The following is a 14,659-nucleotide window of genomic DNA, read 5'->3' as shown; positions in this document are numbered from 1 at the left end:
CGGGATCGATGCCGAACGCAGCCACCGCCTCCCGGTTGGTGGAGACCGCGACGAAATGGCGCGCCAGCTGCGCCTGCGGCACGCCATGGCGCTGGAACCAGGTACGCGCGGTGTGCGCATTGGCCATGGTCTCGAGCGTGGTGAAGGTCTTGGAGCAGACCACCACCAGCGTGCTGGCCGCATCCAGCCGCGGCAGCACGGCGGCAAGATCGCTGCCGTCCACGTTGGCGACGAAATGCATGCGCGGCCCATCGCTGTCCAGGTGCGCAAGCGCGCGGCAAACCATGCGCGGCCCCAGGTCCGAGCCGCCGATGCCGATATTGACCACATCCGTGATCACGCGGCCGTCCCAGCCGCGCCACGCGCCGCCGCGCACCGCGTCGGCAAAGCGCTCCATCTGCGCCAGCACCGCGGCCACCTCGCCGGCCACCGGCACGCCCTGCGCATGGAAGCCATCCTCCGGCCAGGCGCGCAGCGCCATATGCAGCGCGGCGCGCCGCTCGGTGGTGTTGACCGCCTCGCCACGGTACATCGCGTCGCGCCGCGCGGCTACGCCTGCCTCGCGGGCCAGCGCGAACAGCAGCGCCATGGTGGTGTCGGTGACGCGGTTCTTGGCGTAGTCCAGTGTCAGGCCGGCGGCCTCCAGCACGAATGCCGCACCACGGGCTTCGCCCTGCCGGCCTTCGAACCAGTCGCGCAGATGGGCATGGCGGATGCCTTGCGCATGCGCCTGCAGCCGTTGCCAGGCAGGCAGGGAAGGTGGGGAATGAGACATCGGTTCGACTCCTGTACTCGCCGCCGCGCTGGCATGGACCGGCGCAACGTTATGCTTCAAATGCGCTTCGGACGGCCTTTACAGCTCTTCGTGCCAGACCGCGCCATCGCGCGACAGCAGCGCGCTCGACGCAGCCGGGCCCCAGGTGCCGGCGGTGTACAGCTTGGGGGCGAAGTTGCTCTGCTCCCAGGCTTGCTGGATGGGCGCGACCCAGCGCCAGGCCTGGGCCTGCTCGTCGCGCCGCACGAACAAGCCAAGCCGGCCGCGGATGACATCGAGCAGCAGGCGCTCGTAAGCACCGGTCTTGCGCTCATGCCGTGCGCCCTGCCCGCGCGGCAGCATGCGTTGCAGGTCCAGCGAAGCGGGCTGCAGCGCCTGCGTGTCGCCCGGCTGCTTGACCAGGAAATGCAGGCGGATGCTTTCCTCGGGCTGCAGCGTGATCACCAGCCGGTTGCCAGGCTCGTGGTCGAGCGGGCGTGGGAACAGGGAATACGGCACGTCGCGGAACTGGATCACGATCTCGGCCACGCGCGACTGCATGCGCTTGCCGGTGCGCAGGTAGAACGGCACCCCTGCCCACCGCCAGTTGGCGATCTCGGCCTTGATGGCGACGAAGGTCTCGGTCTGGCTGTCGGGCGGGATGGCCGCCTCGTTCACATAGCCCGGCACCGCGTCGCCGCCCGCGGCGCCGCGGCAGTATTGCCCGCGCACCACCTTCTCGGCGACCTCGCCCAGCTCGATCGGCTTGAGCGCCTTGAGGATCTTCAGCTTCTCGTCGCGGATGGCGTCCTCGGACAGGCTCGAGGGCGGCTCCATCGCCACCATGCACAGCAATTGCAGCAGGTGGTTCTGCACCATGTCGCGCAGCGCGCCGATACCGTCGTAGAAGGCGCCGCGCTTTTCCACGCCGAGTTCCTCGGCGATGGTGATCTGCACGTCGCGCACCCATTCGCGCCGCCACAAGGGCTCGAACAGCACGTTGCCGAAGCGCATCGCCATCAGGTTCTGCACCGACTCCTTGCCCAGGTAGTGATCGATGCGGTAGATCTGGTCTTCGGCGAAGTGGCGGGCCACCGCGGCATTGATCGCATCGGACGAGGCCAGGTCGTGGCCCAGCGGCTTCTCCAGCACGACCCGGGCACCGGCATGGTTGAGCCCGGTGCGGGCCAGCTGATCGCAGATCGGCACGAACAGCTGCGGCCCGGTGGCCAGGTAGAACACCACCACCGGCGCGGCGCGCGCGCGCACCAGTTCGGCCAGCGCGTCGAAGCCTTCCGGCGCGTTGGCGTCCACCTGCAGGTAGCGGATGCGCTCGATGAAAGCCTGCCACGCCTCCCCGGCGGCGGCGGCCGGCAGCGCGGGACGCACCTTGGCTTCGAGCATGGCCAGGTAGGCGTCCTGGCCGAGCGGCTGGCTGCCGAGCGCGACGATGCGCCCACGCGCGTGCAGGGAGCCCACGCAGTGCGCATCGAACAGCGCGGGCAGCAGCTTGCGCGTGGCGAGATCGCCGGTGCCGCCGAACAGCACGAAGTCGAATTCGGGTGCCGGGGCTACAGCATTGCTTTGCATCATGTCACCAGTCGGTTGGTCGGGTTGGGTTCGGGTATCGGGGGAGCCGCTGCCGCGCTAGCGCGGCGTGGCCCACCCCCTGTAGTCGTTCACGTTGGCGCGCGTCACCAGCGTGGAAGGCAGCAGTATGGTGGGGTTCGCCGGCGGCTTGCCGTGCATCAGCCCCACGCCGATTTCCACCGCGGTGCGCGCGATCGCCCACGGGTCCTGGCTGGCCGAGGCCTGCACCGAGGTATCGGCCTTGAGCGCCGCCTCGATGTCCGGCGCGCCGTCGACCGAAGCGATCAGGATACCGCGGCGGTTGAGCTGGCGCGCGGCCAGGTCGGCGCCCACCGCCTGCGGATCGTTGATGGTAAAGACCGCATCGACCTTGGGAAAGCGGGTCAGGTAAAGCTGCATGACGTTGAGGCCACCCTCGCGCGAGCCCTTGGCATCCTGGTCGTCGGACAGGATATGAATGCCGGGGTGCTTGCCCAGTACCGTCTTGCAGCCTTTCACGCGGTCCAGCACGGCGGATACCGGCGGGCCGTTCTGGATGATGAGGTTGCCGTGTCCGCCCAGCCGTTCGGCCAGGAATCCGCAGGCGAGTTCCCCGGCCTGGGTGTTGTCGGTCTGCACCGTGGCATCCGCGCCGGCCGCGCCCACGTCCACCGCCACCACCACGATGCCGGCCTTGCGGGCCTTCCTCACGGCGGGCTCGATCGCGCGCGCATCGGCTGCGTTGATCAGGATCAGGTCCACCTTCGACACGATAAAGCTGTCGATATGCGAGAACTGCTTGTTGAGGTCGTAATCGGCGGACAGCACCGTGACCTTGGCGTCCGGGTTGATCTTCCTGGCCGCCGCCTCGGCGCCGCGCGCCAGTGCGACGAAGTACGGGTTGCCCAGCGAGCCGAGCGTGACGCCGACTTTTTTCAGCGGCCTTTCGGCGGCGGCCGGTGCCGCGGAGGCCGGCGCCGCAGCGGTCTGCGCCGCCGCGCTGGTGCCCAGCGCCGCCAGTGCCGCCAGCGCGAGTGCCGCCAGGTAATCCGCCAGGTTGTGTTTGGACATGTCGAGTCTCCTGTAGCCCGTGTATTCGCGGTAACCGCAGCCTGCGCTTCAGGTGCGCGCCGAGTCCTTGCGGCGGTAGCGGTCGAGCGCCACCGCGCCGATGATGACCAGGCCCTTGATGATGTACTGCCAGATATCGGACACGCCCAGCAGCACCAGGCCATTGGACAGCACCGCGATGATCAGTGCGCCGATCAGCGTGCCGCCGATCGAGCCGGTGCCGCCGACGAAGCTGGTGCCGCCCAGGATCACCGCGGCAATCGCGTCGAGCTCGTACGATTGCCCCAGTTGCAGCCCGTTGGCGGCATACAGGCGCGAGGCCGACATCACGCCGCCGAGGCCGGACAGCAAACCCGACACCGCGTACACGAACAACAGCACGATCCACACCTTGATGCCGGACAGCCGCGCCGCTTCCGCGTTGCCGCCCACCGCGTAGATCTGCAGGCCCAGCACGGTACGGCGCAGCACGAACCACGACACGGCCACCACGGCGAAGGCGATGATCACGAGCCAGGGCACGCCCAGTACCTCGCCGTTGCCGATGAAGGCAAAGCCGATGTCCGGGTTGTAGATGGTGCTGTCGTTGCCGACCAGCCGCGCCAGCCCGCGCACGGCGGTCAGCGTGCCGAGCGTAACGATGAACGGCGGCAGTTTCATGAATGCGACCAGCGCGCCGTTGACGAGGCCGAACAGCAAGCCGCACAAGAGCGCCGCAGGCACGCTGAGCGCGCCGAGCTGCGGCACCAGCGAGGCCAGCATCGCCACCACCGCGGAGATCGACAGGATCGATCCCACCGACAGGTCGATGCCGCCGGTCAGGATCACGAAGGTCATGCCGGCCGCCAGCACCATATTGATCGAGGCCTGCTGCGCGACGATCGACAGGTTCTGCCAGCTGGCGAAGTTCTCCGTCAGCACCGTGAAACCGATGCACAGCAGCACCAGCACGGGCAGCATGCCGAGCGCGCGCAGGCGCTCCTGCGTGGTGAGGCGGCCGCGGGCAGCCACTGGCAACGCCGGACCGGAAGGATGGGCGGGGCGGGTGATCGAATCTTGCATGGTGGTCTCCTGCACCGGCGGCTGCGTAGAGTGGCAGGCCGGCGTCGATATCTCGTGTCCGATGGCGGGGCCGTGCCCCGCGCGCTATCTCAATGCAGCAGGCCGTGCGCCTGCGCCGACATCTGCTGCGGCAGCATGCTGGCCCATGCGCTCGCCGGCTGCGCCGCGCCCGTGGCCAGCGCGATAATGCGTTCCTGGGTCTCGGCGGCGCTCGCGCACGGCTGCACTTCCCCGGCCAGCGCGCCCTCGCGCATCACCAGCACGCGGTCGCACAGGCCCACCACTTCCGGCAGCTCGCTGGAGATCATCAGGATCGCCACGCCGCTCTCGGCCAGCGCGTTGATCAGCCGGTAGATCTCCGACTTGGCGCCGATATCCACGCCGCGCGTGGGCTCGTCCAGGATCAGCACGCGCGGCTGGATTTCCAGCAGGCGCGACAGCATGACCTTCTGCTGGTTGCCGCCCGAGAGCGCGCCCACGTTGACATGCGCATGCGCCACGCGGATGCCGAGCGCATCGATGGCTTCGGTGGTGCGCCGGCGCGCCGCCGGCCGGTTCAGGCGCCCGAGGCCGAGCGCGTCGCGCGCGGCCACGATCAGGTTGATGTTCTCGTGCACGCTCTGGTCCAGGAACAGGCCCTGCAGCTTGCGGTCCTCGGTCAGGTAGGCGATGCCCGCGTCGATCGCCTGGCGCGGGCCGCCAGGCGGCAGCGTAACGAGGCCGGCGGGGCCCGCGATGCACACCTCGCCGCGCGTGCGCGCGTCGGCGCCGAACACCAGGCGTGCCAGTTCGGTGCGGCCCGCGCCCACCAGGCCGGCCAGCCCCAGCACCTCGCCTGCGCGCAACGCGAAGCTGCAGCCGCGCACGCGCCGCCCGTCGGCGAGATCGCGCACCGACAGCACCACCTCGCCCTGGCGCGCCTGGCCGTGCGTCTTGGTATAGAAGCCCGACAGGTCGCGCCCCACCATCATCTTGACCAGCGCCGCCTGCGACAGGTGCGTGCGATCCAGCGTGCCGACGAAGCCGCCGTCGCGCAGCACGGTGACGCGATCGGCCAGTTCGTCGATCTCGGCCATGCGATGGCTGATATAGAGAATCGCCATGCCCTCGCCGCGCAGCTGGCGGATCAGCGCGAACAGGCGGTCGGTCTCGTGCGTGGACAGCGGCGTGGTGGGTTCGTCCATCACCAGGATGCGCGCCTCGAAGTGCACGGCACGGGCAATCTCCACCAACTGGCGCTGCGCGATCGACAGGCTGGCGACGCACGCGGTCGACGGGAAATCGGCGCCGAGCCGGGCCAGCGTCGGCTCGCAGGCGCGCGCCATCTCGCCGCGCGCCACCAGCCCGCGGCGCTGCAAGGCGCGGCCGAGGTAGATGTTCTCGGCCACGCTCAGGTTGGGCGCCAGGCTGAGTTCCTGGTAGATCACGGCCACGCCGAGTTCGCGCGCCGCCTGCGGGCCGTCGATATGCACCGGCTTGCCATCGATATGGCATTCGCCGCCGGCGTCGGCGATGTAGGCGCCCGACAGGATCTTCATCAGCGTCGACTTGCCCGCGCCGTTCTCGCCCATCAAGGCGTGGACCTCGCCCGCGTAGGCGGTCAGCTCGACGTTGCGCAGCGCGCGCACGCCGGGGAAGGTCTTGGAAATATTGCGCAACGCCAGCAATGGCACCGGGCCGTGCGGATCAGACGATGGCATGGTTGGCCTCCGGAATCATGGCGGACGCACCCTTGAGCAGTTCGGCCCGCGGCGAAAAATTCATGAACATCGGCAGCGAAGCCGCGCCGACCGCGCCGGCGTTGGCGCCGAAACACCCGCGCACCACCCGCGGCGGCCGGCGCGCCTCGGGCGCCCCCTCGTCCAGCTCGGCCTGCAGGCGCCCGATCAGCGCGGCCACCAGGCCGGCATCGATATCGGCGTCGAGGATGACCAGCGGCACGTCCAGCACCGCCAGCGCGGATTGCAGCGCCGGCGCCAGCGCATCGATGCAGTCGTCGAGCCATTCGGCCACGGCGGGATGCTGGCCGCGCACCTGGGCTTCCAGGTCGGCATGGCTGTCGATGGCCACGCCGTGATGGCGCAGGTGGCGCGTCAGCGCATTGAGCGAGGCGCGCGCCAGCAGGATGTCGCGCCGCTTGCCGGTATGCGGCGCCGAGGCCAGCGTGCTGTGCGGCACCGGCATCATGCCGATATCGCCGGCATTGCCCGACACGCCGCGCACGCAGTCGCCGTTGAGCGCCACGCCGCCGCCGATGGCGGGGCCGACGAAGACGTACAGGAAGTTCTGCGCGTGGTGGTGTCCGTAGAACAGTTCGGCCACGGCGGCGGCGGTGCCATCGTTCTCGCCGAATACCGGCAGGCCGGCGGCATCCGCCAGCTCGGCGGCAAAATCCACCTCGTCCCAGGCGCGGAAGGTGGCTTGCGACGCTTCGTCCTGCAGGTCGAGCTCGCGCAGCCAGGCGCCGAGGTTGTAGGGCTGGGCCACGCCGATGCCGAGCAGGCGCTTGCGCTCGGCCGGCGTCAGCTGCGCGCGCAGCGCGGCCACGTCGTCGCGCACCATTGCCAGCGCCTGTTCCGGATGGGGCAGGACCATCTGGTGCGCGCGGCTGGCGAGAATCTCGCCGCCGAAGTCGACCATCACGCACTCGATGCTGGCGCGGTCGAGCCGCACCCCGATACCGAAGGCGCCCTTGGGCTGCAGGCGGATCAGGCTGGCCGGCTGGCCGCGCTGCCCTTCCTGGCGGCGCCCGGCGATATGGATCAGGCCCTCGTCGGTCAACGACTGCACGATGCTGCCCACCGCGGTATTGGTGAGCTGGGCCATGCGGGCGAGATCGGCCTTGGAGGCCTCCCCGGCATGGCGCAGCGCCAGCAGGAGCGCGCGCTCGTTGTACAGCCGCAAGCTGGCGGAATTCACGCCGCGGCCGGCCTTGGCACTGGTCATATCGTCTCCGGATGTGGTTCTGCCCACCGCTGGCGTCACCTGTTGCCTGTTATCCGGCGGGTGGGCTGCGGCATTAATTAATTCATGTTGAATTAAATAATAACGGACCCGATAACTCAAGCAAGGGGAAACCCGAGGCAAGCGGTTGCATGGTGCCGCCCCCGGGGCGCCGGAAAGTGCCCTGGCACCGGGCCGGCGCCGGCATGCTCTAGAATCCAGGCTTGCGCTTCCCGCCACCCAAGCCACCATGGATTCCATCTTCGACGCCATCCTGCCCGCCCCTTTCGGCAAGATCGGCGTGCGCACCGACGGCGCGGCGATCCGCGAGATCGTCTACCTGCCAGAGAGCATGAAGCTCGCCGCCCCCGCCAATGCGGTGACGCAGCGGCTGGCGCGGCAACTCGAGGCGTACTACGCCGATCCGGATGCGCCCTTCGATGTGCCGCTGGCGCCGGTCGGCAGCGATTTCCAGCGCCGGGTGTGGCAGGCCATCGCGAGCGTGCCGCGCGGCAAGGTCACCACCTATGGCGCGGTGGCGCGGCAGATCGCCAGCGCGCCGCGCGCGGTCGGGCAGGCCTGCGGGGCCAATTATTTCCCGCTGGTGATCCCCTGCCACCGCGTGGTCGGCGCCAGCGGCATCGGCGGCTTTGCCAACCACCAGGGCGATGGCTTCTTCCTTGATATCAAGCGCTGGCTGCTGCGCCACGAAGGCGTGTTGCTAACATGAACCACGACGCCGATCCGCCCATGGATGCCGACGGCATGGAAGACATCGAAGAGACCGACGAGATCGCGGCGGAGATCGCACAGCCCGACGGGGCGCCGGACAGCGCCGCCCTGCTCGCGGACCTCGGCCTGGTGGACCGTTTCTGCGATGCGCTGTGGCTCGAGGACGGCCTCGCGCGCAACACCATCGATGCCTACCGCCGCGACCTGATGCTGCTGGCGCGCTGGCTGCACGCCACCGGCACCGCCACGCTGCCCGGCGCGGACGACACCGCCCTCACCGGCTACTTTGCCTCGCGCCACCTGGAAACGCGCGCATCGTCGGCCAACCGGCGGCTCACCGTGTTCAAGCGCTTCTTCCAGTGGGCGCTGCGCGAGCACCTGATCACCGCGGATCCCTGCCTGCTGCTGCGCCCGGCCAAACAACCGCCGCGCTTTCCGAAGACGCTGACCGAAGCCCAGGTGGAAACCCTGCTCGACGCCCCCGACACGGCCACGCCGCTCGGCTTGCGCGACCGCACCATGCTCGAACTGATGTATGCCAGCGGCCTGCGGGTGTCCGAACTCACGCAGATGAAGACCATCGAGGTCGGCCTCAACGAAGGCGTGGCGCGCGTGGTCGGCGGCAAGGGCAACAAGGAGCGGCTGGTGCCCTTCGGCGCCGAGGCCGGCGACTGGCTGCGCCGCTACCTGGCCGAAGGCCGCCCGGCACTGCTGGGCGAGCGCGCCTGCGATGCGCTGTTCGTCACACAGCGCGGCGAGGGCATGACGCGCCAGGCCTTCTGGCACCTGATCAAGCGGCACGCGCGCGAGGCCGAGATCCACGCACCGCTGTCCCCGCACACCTTGCGGCACGCCTTTGCCACGCATCTGCTCAACCACGGCGCCGACCTGCGCGTGGTGCAGTTGCTGCTGGGGCATGCCGACATCTCCACCACGCAGATCTACACCCACGTGGCGCGCGAGCGCCTGCGCGAGCTGCACCAGCAGCACCACCCGCGCGGCTGAATCCGCCCGTCATCGCCTACCGTCATCATGAGCAAGAGCAAACACGTTTCGGAAACCCCTGCCACCCAGTTCCTCAAACAGCACGGTGTCGCCTATGGCGAGCATGCCTACGACTACGTCGAGCACGGCGGGACCGGGGAATCGGCCCGGCAACTCGGCGTGCCCGAGCATGCGGTGATCAAGACGCTGGTGATGGAAGACGAGAAAGCCCAGCCGCTGATCGTGCTGATGCATGGCGACTGCTCGGTGTCGACCAAGAACCTGGCACGGCAGACCGGGCGCAAGAGCGTGCAGCCGTGCAAGCCGGAGGTGGCGCAGCGCCACAGCGGCTACATGGTGGGAGGCACCTCGCCATTCGGCACCAGGAAACGCATGCCGGTGTTCGTGGAAGCCAGCGTGCTGGCGCTGGAGCGGATCTATATCAATGGCGGGCGGCGCGGCTACCTGGTCAGCATCGACCCGCAGGCGCTGACGGCGCTGGTCGGCGCCCGGCCGGTGGAGTGCGCGTTGCCGGATTGAAGCCGCATCCGGTTTTCCCCGGGCGGCACCGGCTGTTTCGGGAGCCGGCAGCGCCCGGACGGACTCGCCTGCCCCGCCATCCGGGATAGTCCCCGAAGAGAAGCCCACGCGACCACGCTACAATCCCGCCAGCCTCAAATTCCCGGTTCCCACATGGCCAATCTGATTTTCGCACTCGCCGCCTACCTGATCGGCTCCATTTCCTTCGCCGTCGTGGTCAGCAAGGCCATGGGCCTGCCCGACCCGCACACCTACGGCTCGGGAAACCCCGGCGCCACCAACGTGCTGCGCAGCGGCAACAAGAAGGCTGCGGTGCTCACGCTGGTCGGCGATGCCCTGAAGGGCTGGCTGGCGGTCTGGCTGGCGCAGCGATTCGGCCCGGCCTATGGGCTGGACGACACCGGCCTGGCGCTGGTGGCGGTGGCGGTATTCCTTGGCCACCTGTTCCCGGTGTTCTTCCGCTTCGCCGGCGGCAAGGGCGTGGCCACCGCGGCCGGCATCCTGTTCGCCATCGACCCGCGGCTTGGCGCGGGCACGCTGGCCACCTGGCTGATCATTGCCTTTTTCTTCCGCTACTCGTCGCTGGCGGCGCTGGTGTCGGCCCTGTTCGCGCCCTTCTTCTACGTGCTGATGACGGGCGTTGACGTGATCGCCGGCGCGGTCTTCGCCATCAGCGTGCTGCTGGTGGTTCGCCATCGCCAGAACATCGGCAAGCTGCTGGCCGGCAAGGAGAGCCGCATCGGGGAAAAGAAGAAGGCGCCCGGCGCCTGACTTTCCGCGCCGCCCGCCTGCGGGAGGGGGCGGGCGCTCGTTACGCCGCCACGCTGGCACCAACCACCGGCTTCGCTTCAAGTGGCGCCTGCCCCCCTCTCCCAATGAGGGGAGCGGGCGTAAACACCGACGTCATGCCAGCCGGTCCTGGCGCACCAATTGGCTGCGGCCATGGCCCCAGGTCTGCCATCAGGGCATCTTGCCGAGTATCCCGTTCATCTCGTCCATGGAGAAGGCCCGCAGCGTCTGGGTGCGGACATTGCCCGCCATGCCCAGGGACAGCCCGAAGGCGGTCATGGTGGCGTCGTCGGGCGCGGTGAAGGTCACCACAAGGTCGTATTGCCCGAGCGTCCAGTAGATATCCTTCATTTCGATACCGCTCTTCTTCGCCATTTCGCGAACGGCGGCGGCACGTTTGGTCGTATCTTTTACGGTACGGATTCCCTGGTCGGTGAAGTTCAATAGGGCGACAAAAGTGGCCATGATGCATCTCCTGATCAAGTGGAACGACGCTACGCGTTGCCAAAGCGTACCGAGCAGATGCTTGCTGCAATCCGCGTACCATGCGAGCCGCCTCCTGGCTTGCATGGCGACATGCGTCCGGCGCGGGCGGCCGCGACGGGGCAGTCCGCCGGAAAACGTTCCAGTCTTGAAACTTCCTGCGCCGGGAGATGCCCCGGTGCCCTGGGGCCGTCCGTCAGGCTGCCTGCGCGAGCGCGGTGAACGGGAACACCATTTCCACCCGCAGCCCGCCTTCGGGCCGGTTGTCCAGCGCCAGGCGGCCGCCGCCCTGTCGCACCAGGCGGTCGACGATGGCAAGCCCCAGGCCCGAATGCGCATTGCCGCCGCGTGCCGGGTCCAGCCGCACGAAGGGTAGCGTGACCTTTTCCATGGCCTCGGGCGGGATGCCTTCGCCGTGGTCCTCCACCACCATATGCCAGCCATCGGCCTGCCGCGAGGTGCTGAGCAGCACCGGCGGCGCGCCATAGGCATAGGCGTTGTCGATCAGGTTGCCGACGATGCGGTCGAGCTGGGTGGCAATCATGCGGAAGCCTTCGCCAGCCATCAGCGAGATTTCCACCGACTTGTCCTGCTCGGCCAGCGAGGCGGCCAGCTCGCCGATGCGGCGATCCACCGGCACCGGGCGCGCGGCGGGCTCGCCGCTCTGGGCAAAGGTCAGGAACTGCTCGACGATGGCCGACATCGACTGGACGTCGCGCGTCACGCCGGCCGCTGCCTTGGGATCGGCCAGCATCTCGGCGCGCAGCCGCAGCCGCGCCAGCGGGGTCTTGAGGTCGTGCGCGATGCCGGCCAGCATGGTGTTGCGTTCCTGGTCGATGCGGGTCAGGTCGGCCATCATGCGGTTGAAGCGCACGATCAACTGGCGCAGCTCGTGCGGGCCGCGCTCGCGCAGCGGCTCGACGGTGTGCTGGCGCGACAGCTGCTCGGCCGCCGCCGCCATATCGCGCACCGGCCGCTGGATCTGCCAGGCGATCAGCAAGGCCACCGCCATGGCTACGCCAACCACCAGGATCACGCCGGGCAGCAGGCGATTGTCGGGCGGCGGGTTGACCACCCACAGCGCCGGCATCGCGATCCAGTCCTGCCGCTGCGGCAGCTTGACCCAGATGCGGGTAGTCTGTTCTTCCTCGAGCCGCACCTGGGTTCCAGCCGGCATGCGCTGCGCGAACTGTTCGACCAGCCGGCGCGCCCGGCCCTTGGCCGCCACGGTATGCTCGGCAGCGCTGGCCTCGCTGGCCACTTCCACCAGGCTCGGCAGCTTGAGCGGCGGCTGCGCGGCGAGCGCGCGCTGGATGCTGTCGAACTGGAACATCATCTGCTCGACGGAATAGTCCAGCTGCTGCTGGCGGCGATCCATGCGCAGGATGGCCAGCCAGGAAAAATGGCTGAGCACCAGCACTGCAGCGATCAGCAGCGCGATCCGGCCGAACAGCGTGTCGATGCGGAGCTTCATTGCGGTATTTCGTCGGCTTCGTCAGGTACAAAGGTATAGCCGCGGCCGCGCACGGTCTGGATGTAGCGCGGCCGCTGCGCATCTTCGTCGAGCAGGCGGCGCAGGCGCCAGATCTGTACGTCGATGCCGCGGTCGCTGATGCCGCTGGCGGTGCCGTACATCAGTTCGACGATGCGCTCGCGCGACAGCACCTCGAGCGGGTGCATCAACAGCAGCTTGAGCAGCGCGAACTCGGTATCGCTGATCGGTACCGGCTCGCCGGCGCGCACCAGGGAGCGCTGGCGGAAATTGACCCGGAATGGCCCGAACGTCATGCCCTCGCGGTCTTCCGGCGCGGCCGCCGGGCGGGCCAGCTTGCGGCGCAGCACGGCATTGATGCGGGCCAGCAGTTCGCGCGGCGAGAACGGCTTGCCGAGATAGTCGTCGGCGCCGATCTCCAGCCCGACGATGCGGTCGATCTCGTCGCTGCGCGCGGTCAGCAGGATCACCGGGATATCGTCGTTCTTGGCCCGCAGGTTGCGCAGCGCGGTGAGACCGTCCACTTTCGGCATCATCAGGTCCAGCACGATCAGGGCCGGCCGCTCCCGCTCGAGGCGAGCCTGCAGGCCGTCCCCATCGTGCAGCACGGAGACGGCGAAGCCTTGCTGGCTGAGGTATTCGCGCAGCAGGTCGCGGAGTTCGGGATCGTCGTCGACGACGAGGATCTGGGTAGGCTGATTGACTCGCATAGGGAGATGATAGCTAGGCTCGGTGCGGCAATCCGGGCGAATTGTTTCAGGGGATTACACCCGGGCCGCTGGTAATGATCTGTAAGAATGACCGCCACGGCTGAAACATGGAGATCAGTAAGGCGCATTATGCTTCGCTTATGTTGCCGTCGCCGGCGGTCGCCGGACAGAACGGCCCCGTCCCGAAGCTGCCCAGCCCGCCGTGTGCCTCGCGTGCCGCTTACGGCACGTGTCGACGGCATTGCGGCATACTGCTGCCTCTCACACCCCGAACACAGTTCAAACGCGCCTTGTCGCGTCGCTCCAGGATCCGGTCATGGCTAATCCCGAACAACATCCACAGGCTCAAATGCCACCGCCCGGCAAGGCAGCCCCGCGCCGCCGCAAGATGATCGCCGCCGCGCTGATCGTACTGCTGGCGGCCGGCGGCTGGTATTGGTACAGCCACCGCGGCGCAGCGCCGGCGGGCACTGGCGCCCCCGGCGCCGGCCGCGGGGGCCCTGGCGGTCCGGGGGGGCCTGGCGGTCCGGGCGGACAGCGCTCGCCGGTAGTGATCAGCACCGTGGCCAAGCGTGATATGGATGTCATCCTCAACGGCCTCGGCAACGTCACCCCGGTGGCCAACGTGACCGTGCGTGCCCAGGTTTCCGGGCCGCTGCTCAAGGTCCTGTTCAAGGAGGGACAAATGGTCAAGGCGGGCGATGTCCTTGCCGAGATCGACCCGCGCCCGTTCCAGGCAACGCTGGACCAGGCCGTGGGCACGCTCGCACGCGACCGCGCCCTGCTGGAGAACGCCCGCCTGGACCAGAAGCGCTACCGCACCCTGCTAGGCCAGGACTCGATCTCCAGCCAGCAGGTCGACACGCAGGATGCGCTGGTGCGCCAGTACGAGGGCGTGGTCAAGACCGACCAGGCCAACGTGGACAGCGCCCGCCTGCAACTGGGCTACACCCGCATCCTGGCGCCGGCATCGGGCCGCATCGGCCTGCGCCAGGTCGATCCGGGCAATATCGTCGGCACCAGCGACACCAACGGCATCGCGCTGATCACGCAGATCCAGCCGATCGCCGTGCTTTACACCATCCCGGAGGACAACCTGCCCTCGGTGCTCAAGCGGCTCCATGCCGGCGAGACCATTCCGGTCCAGGCCTGGGACCGCCAGGCGCGCAACCGCCTGGCCGACGGCACGCTGCTGACGACCGACAACCAGATCGACACCACCACCGGCACGGTCAAGCTCAAGGCGATCTTCCCGAATCCCGACGGCATGCTGTTCCCCAACCAGTTCGTCAACGTGCGCACGCGCGTGGACACGCTGCAAGAGGCCACCGTGGTGCCGGTGGCGGCCATCCAGCGCGGCCAGCAAGGCACTTTCGTCTATGTGGTGGACGATGGCAGCAAGGTCAAGGTCCAGGTGGTGACGCTCGGACCCACGGACGGCGAGCGCACGGTCGTCTCCAAGGGACTGGAACCCGGCCAGCGCGTGGTGGTGGACGGCGCCGACCGGCTCAAGGAAGGCATGACGGTGGA

General features: G+C 68.7%; 13 protein-coding genes and 1 pseudogene. 5 read left to right on the top strand and 9 right to left on the bottom strand.

Annotated features, from left to right (window positions below):
• The 6 genes and pseudogenes from P3W85_RS39005 to P3W85_RS38980 all read right to left on the bottom strand — a co-directional run.
• Positions 1-775: pseudogene (locus P3W85_RS39005) on the bottom strand (glucose-6-phosphate isomerase); the annotation flags it as partial.
• A 78-nt stretch (positions 776-853) separates the two neighbouring features.
• Complete coding sequence (gene zwf, locus P3W85_RS39000; protein ID WP_276268734.1) at positions 854-2,344, bottom strand: glucose-6-phosphate dehydrogenase; 1,491 nt, start codon at positions 2,342-2,344, stop codon at positions 854-856.
• 57 nt (positions 2,345-2,401) lie between these two features.
• Positions 2,402-3,394 (bottom strand): ABC transporter substrate-binding protein, encoded by a 993-nt coding sequence (locus P3W85_RS38995; RefSeq protein ID WP_017225420.1) that lies wholly within the window; start codon positions 3,392-3,394, stop codon positions 2,402-2,404.
• A 48-nt stretch (positions 3,395-3,442) separates the two neighbouring features.
• Positions 3,443-4,456 (bottom strand): ABC transporter permease subunit, encoded by a 1,014-nt coding sequence (locus tag P3W85_RS38990; RefSeq protein WP_276268732.1) that lies wholly within the window; start codon positions 4,454-4,456, stop codon positions 3,443-3,445.
• An 89-nt stretch (positions 4,457-4,545) separates the two neighbouring features.
• Positions 4,546-6,156, bottom strand: coding sequence for a sugar ABC transporter ATP-binding protein (locus tag P3W85_RS38985; protein WP_276268731.1), 1,611 nt, complete (start codon positions 6,154-6,156; stop codon positions 4,546-4,548).
• Positions 6,143-7,402, bottom strand: coding sequence for an ROK family transcriptional regulator (locus P3W85_RS38980; protein ID WP_276268730.1), 1,260 nt, complete (start codon positions 7,400-7,402; stop codon positions 6,143-6,145). Before P3W85_RS38980 ends, P3W85_RS38985 begins: the two co-directional genes overlap by 14 nt.
• A 247-nt stretch (positions 7,403-7,649) precedes the next feature.
• Between P3W85_RS38980 and P3W85_RS38975 the strand changes: the two genes are divergently transcribed.
• From P3W85_RS38975 to plsY, 4 genes are all read left to right on the top strand, one after another.
• Positions 7,650-8,129: a methylated-DNA--[protein]-cysteine S-methyltransferase gene (locus P3W85_RS38975; protein WP_276268729.1), complete on the top strand. Its 480-nt coding sequence runs from the start codon at positions 7,650-7,652 to the stop codon at positions 8,127-8,129.
• Between the two features lie 35 nt (positions 8,130-8,164).
• Positions 8,165-9,136 carry a site-specific tyrosine recombinase XerD gene (gene xerD, locus P3W85_RS38970; RefSeq protein WP_276268733.1) on the top strand — a complete coding sequence of 324 codons (972 nt, stop codon included), beginning with the start codon at positions 8,165-8,167 and terminating at the stop codon, positions 9,134-9,136.
• Between the two features lie 27 nt (positions 9,137-9,163).
• A complete protein-coding gene (ybaK, locus tag P3W85_RS38965) occupies positions 9,164-9,655 on the top strand; it encodes a Cys-tRNA(Pro) deacylase (RefSeq protein ID WP_276268728.1) in 492 nt (163 codons plus the stop codon).
• Between the two features lie 153 nt (positions 9,656-9,808).
• Positions 9,809-10,426 (top strand): glycerol-3-phosphate 1-O-acyltransferase PlsY, encoded by a 618-nt coding sequence (gene plsY, locus P3W85_RS38960; RefSeq protein ID WP_276268727.1) that lies wholly within the window; start codon positions 9,809-9,811, stop codon positions 10,424-10,426.
• Positions 10,427-10,615: 189 nt separating this feature from the next.
• On the opposite strand, the gene P3W85_RS38955 is transcribed toward plsY, so the two are convergent.
• The 3 genes from P3W85_RS38955 to P3W85_RS38945 all read right to left on the bottom strand — a co-directional run bounded on the left by P3W85_RS38955 (position 10,616) and on the right by P3W85_RS38945 (position 13,129).
• A complete protein-coding gene (locus P3W85_RS38955; protein WP_017231142.1) occupies positions 10,616-10,909 on the bottom strand; it encodes a GYD domain-containing protein in 294 nt (97 codons plus the stop codon).
• A 214-nt stretch (positions 10,910-11,123) separates the two neighbouring features.
• The gene (locus P3W85_RS38950; protein WP_276268726.1) at positions 11,124-12,401 is read right to left on the bottom strand and encodes an ATP-binding protein; all 1,278 of its coding nucleotides are present in this window, start codon (positions 12,399-12,401) and stop codon (positions 11,124-11,126) included.
• A complete protein-coding gene (locus tag P3W85_RS38945) occupies positions 12,398-13,129 on the bottom strand; it encodes a response regulator (RefSeq protein ID WP_276268725.1) in 732 nt (243 codons plus the stop codon). Before P3W85_RS38945 ends, P3W85_RS38950 begins: the two co-directional genes overlap by 4 nt.
• A gap of 316 nt (positions 13,130-13,445) precedes the next feature.
• Between P3W85_RS38945 and P3W85_RS38940 the strand changes: the two genes are divergently transcribed.
• Positions 13,446-14,659 (top strand): MdtA/MuxA family multidrug efflux RND transporter periplasmic adaptor subunit (locus P3W85_RS38940; RefSeq protein ID WP_276268724.1); only part of this gene is annotated, 1,214 nt, incomplete at its 3' end.

The sequence above is a fragment of the Cupriavidus basilensis genome (assembly GCF_029335485.1).
GTDB lineage: Bacteria > Pseudomonadota > Gammaproteobacteria > Burkholderiales > Burkholderiaceae > Cupriavidus > Cupriavidus basilensis_E.
Note: the sequence above shows the minus strand (reverse complement) of the source record. Positions and strands in the feature narration are given on the sequence as shown.

What these genes read in the sequence shown, in the direction of transcription:
- zwf (WP_276268734.1), bottom strand. Translation starts at nt 2,344, where the DNA reads ATGCAAAGCAATGCTGTAGCCCCGGCACCCGAATTCGACTTCGTGCTG.
- P3W85_RS38995 (WP_017225420.1), bottom strand. Translation starts at nt 3,394, where the DNA reads ATGTCCAAACACAACCTGGCGGATTACCTGGCGGCACTCGCGCTGGCG.
- P3W85_RS38990 (WP_276268732.1), bottom strand. Translation starts at nt 4,456, where the DNA reads ATGCAAGATTCGATCACCCGCCCCGCCCATCCTTCCGGTCCGGCGTTG.
- P3W85_RS38985 (WP_276268731.1), bottom strand. Translation starts at nt 6,156, where the DNA reads ATGCCATCGTCTGATCCGCACGGCCCGGTGCCATTGCTGGCGTTGCGC.
- P3W85_RS38980 (WP_276268730.1), bottom strand. Translation starts at nt 7,402, where the DNA reads ATGACCAGTGCCAAGGCCGGCCGCGGCGTGAATTCCGCCAGCTTGCGG.
- P3W85_RS38975 (WP_276268729.1), top strand. Translation starts at nt 7,650, where the DNA reads ATGGATTCCATCTTCGACGCCATCCTGCCCGCCCCTTTCGGCAAGATC.
- xerD (WP_276268733.1), top strand. Translation starts at nt 8,165, where the DNA reads ATGGAAGACATCGAAGAGACCGACGAGATCGCGGCGGAGATCGCACAG.
- ybaK (WP_276268728.1), top strand. Translation starts at nt 9,164, where the DNA reads ATGAGCAAGAGCAAACACGTTTCGGAAACCCCTGCCACCCAGTTCCTC.
- plsY (WP_276268727.1), top strand. Translation starts at nt 9,809, where the DNA reads ATGGCCAATCTGATTTTCGCACTCGCCGCCTACCTGATCGGCTCCATT.
- P3W85_RS38955 (WP_017231142.1), bottom strand. Translation starts at nt 10,909, where the DNA reads ATGGCCACTTTTGTCGCCCTATTGAACTTCACCGACCAGGGAATCCGT.
- P3W85_RS38950 (WP_276268726.1), bottom strand. Translation starts at nt 12,401, where the DNA reads ATGAAGCTCCGCATCGACACGCTGTTCGGCCGGATCGCGCTGCTGATC.
- P3W85_RS38945 (WP_276268725.1), bottom strand. Translation starts at nt 13,129, where the DNA reads ATGCGAGTCAATCAGCCTACCCAGATCCTCGTCGTCGACGACGATCCC.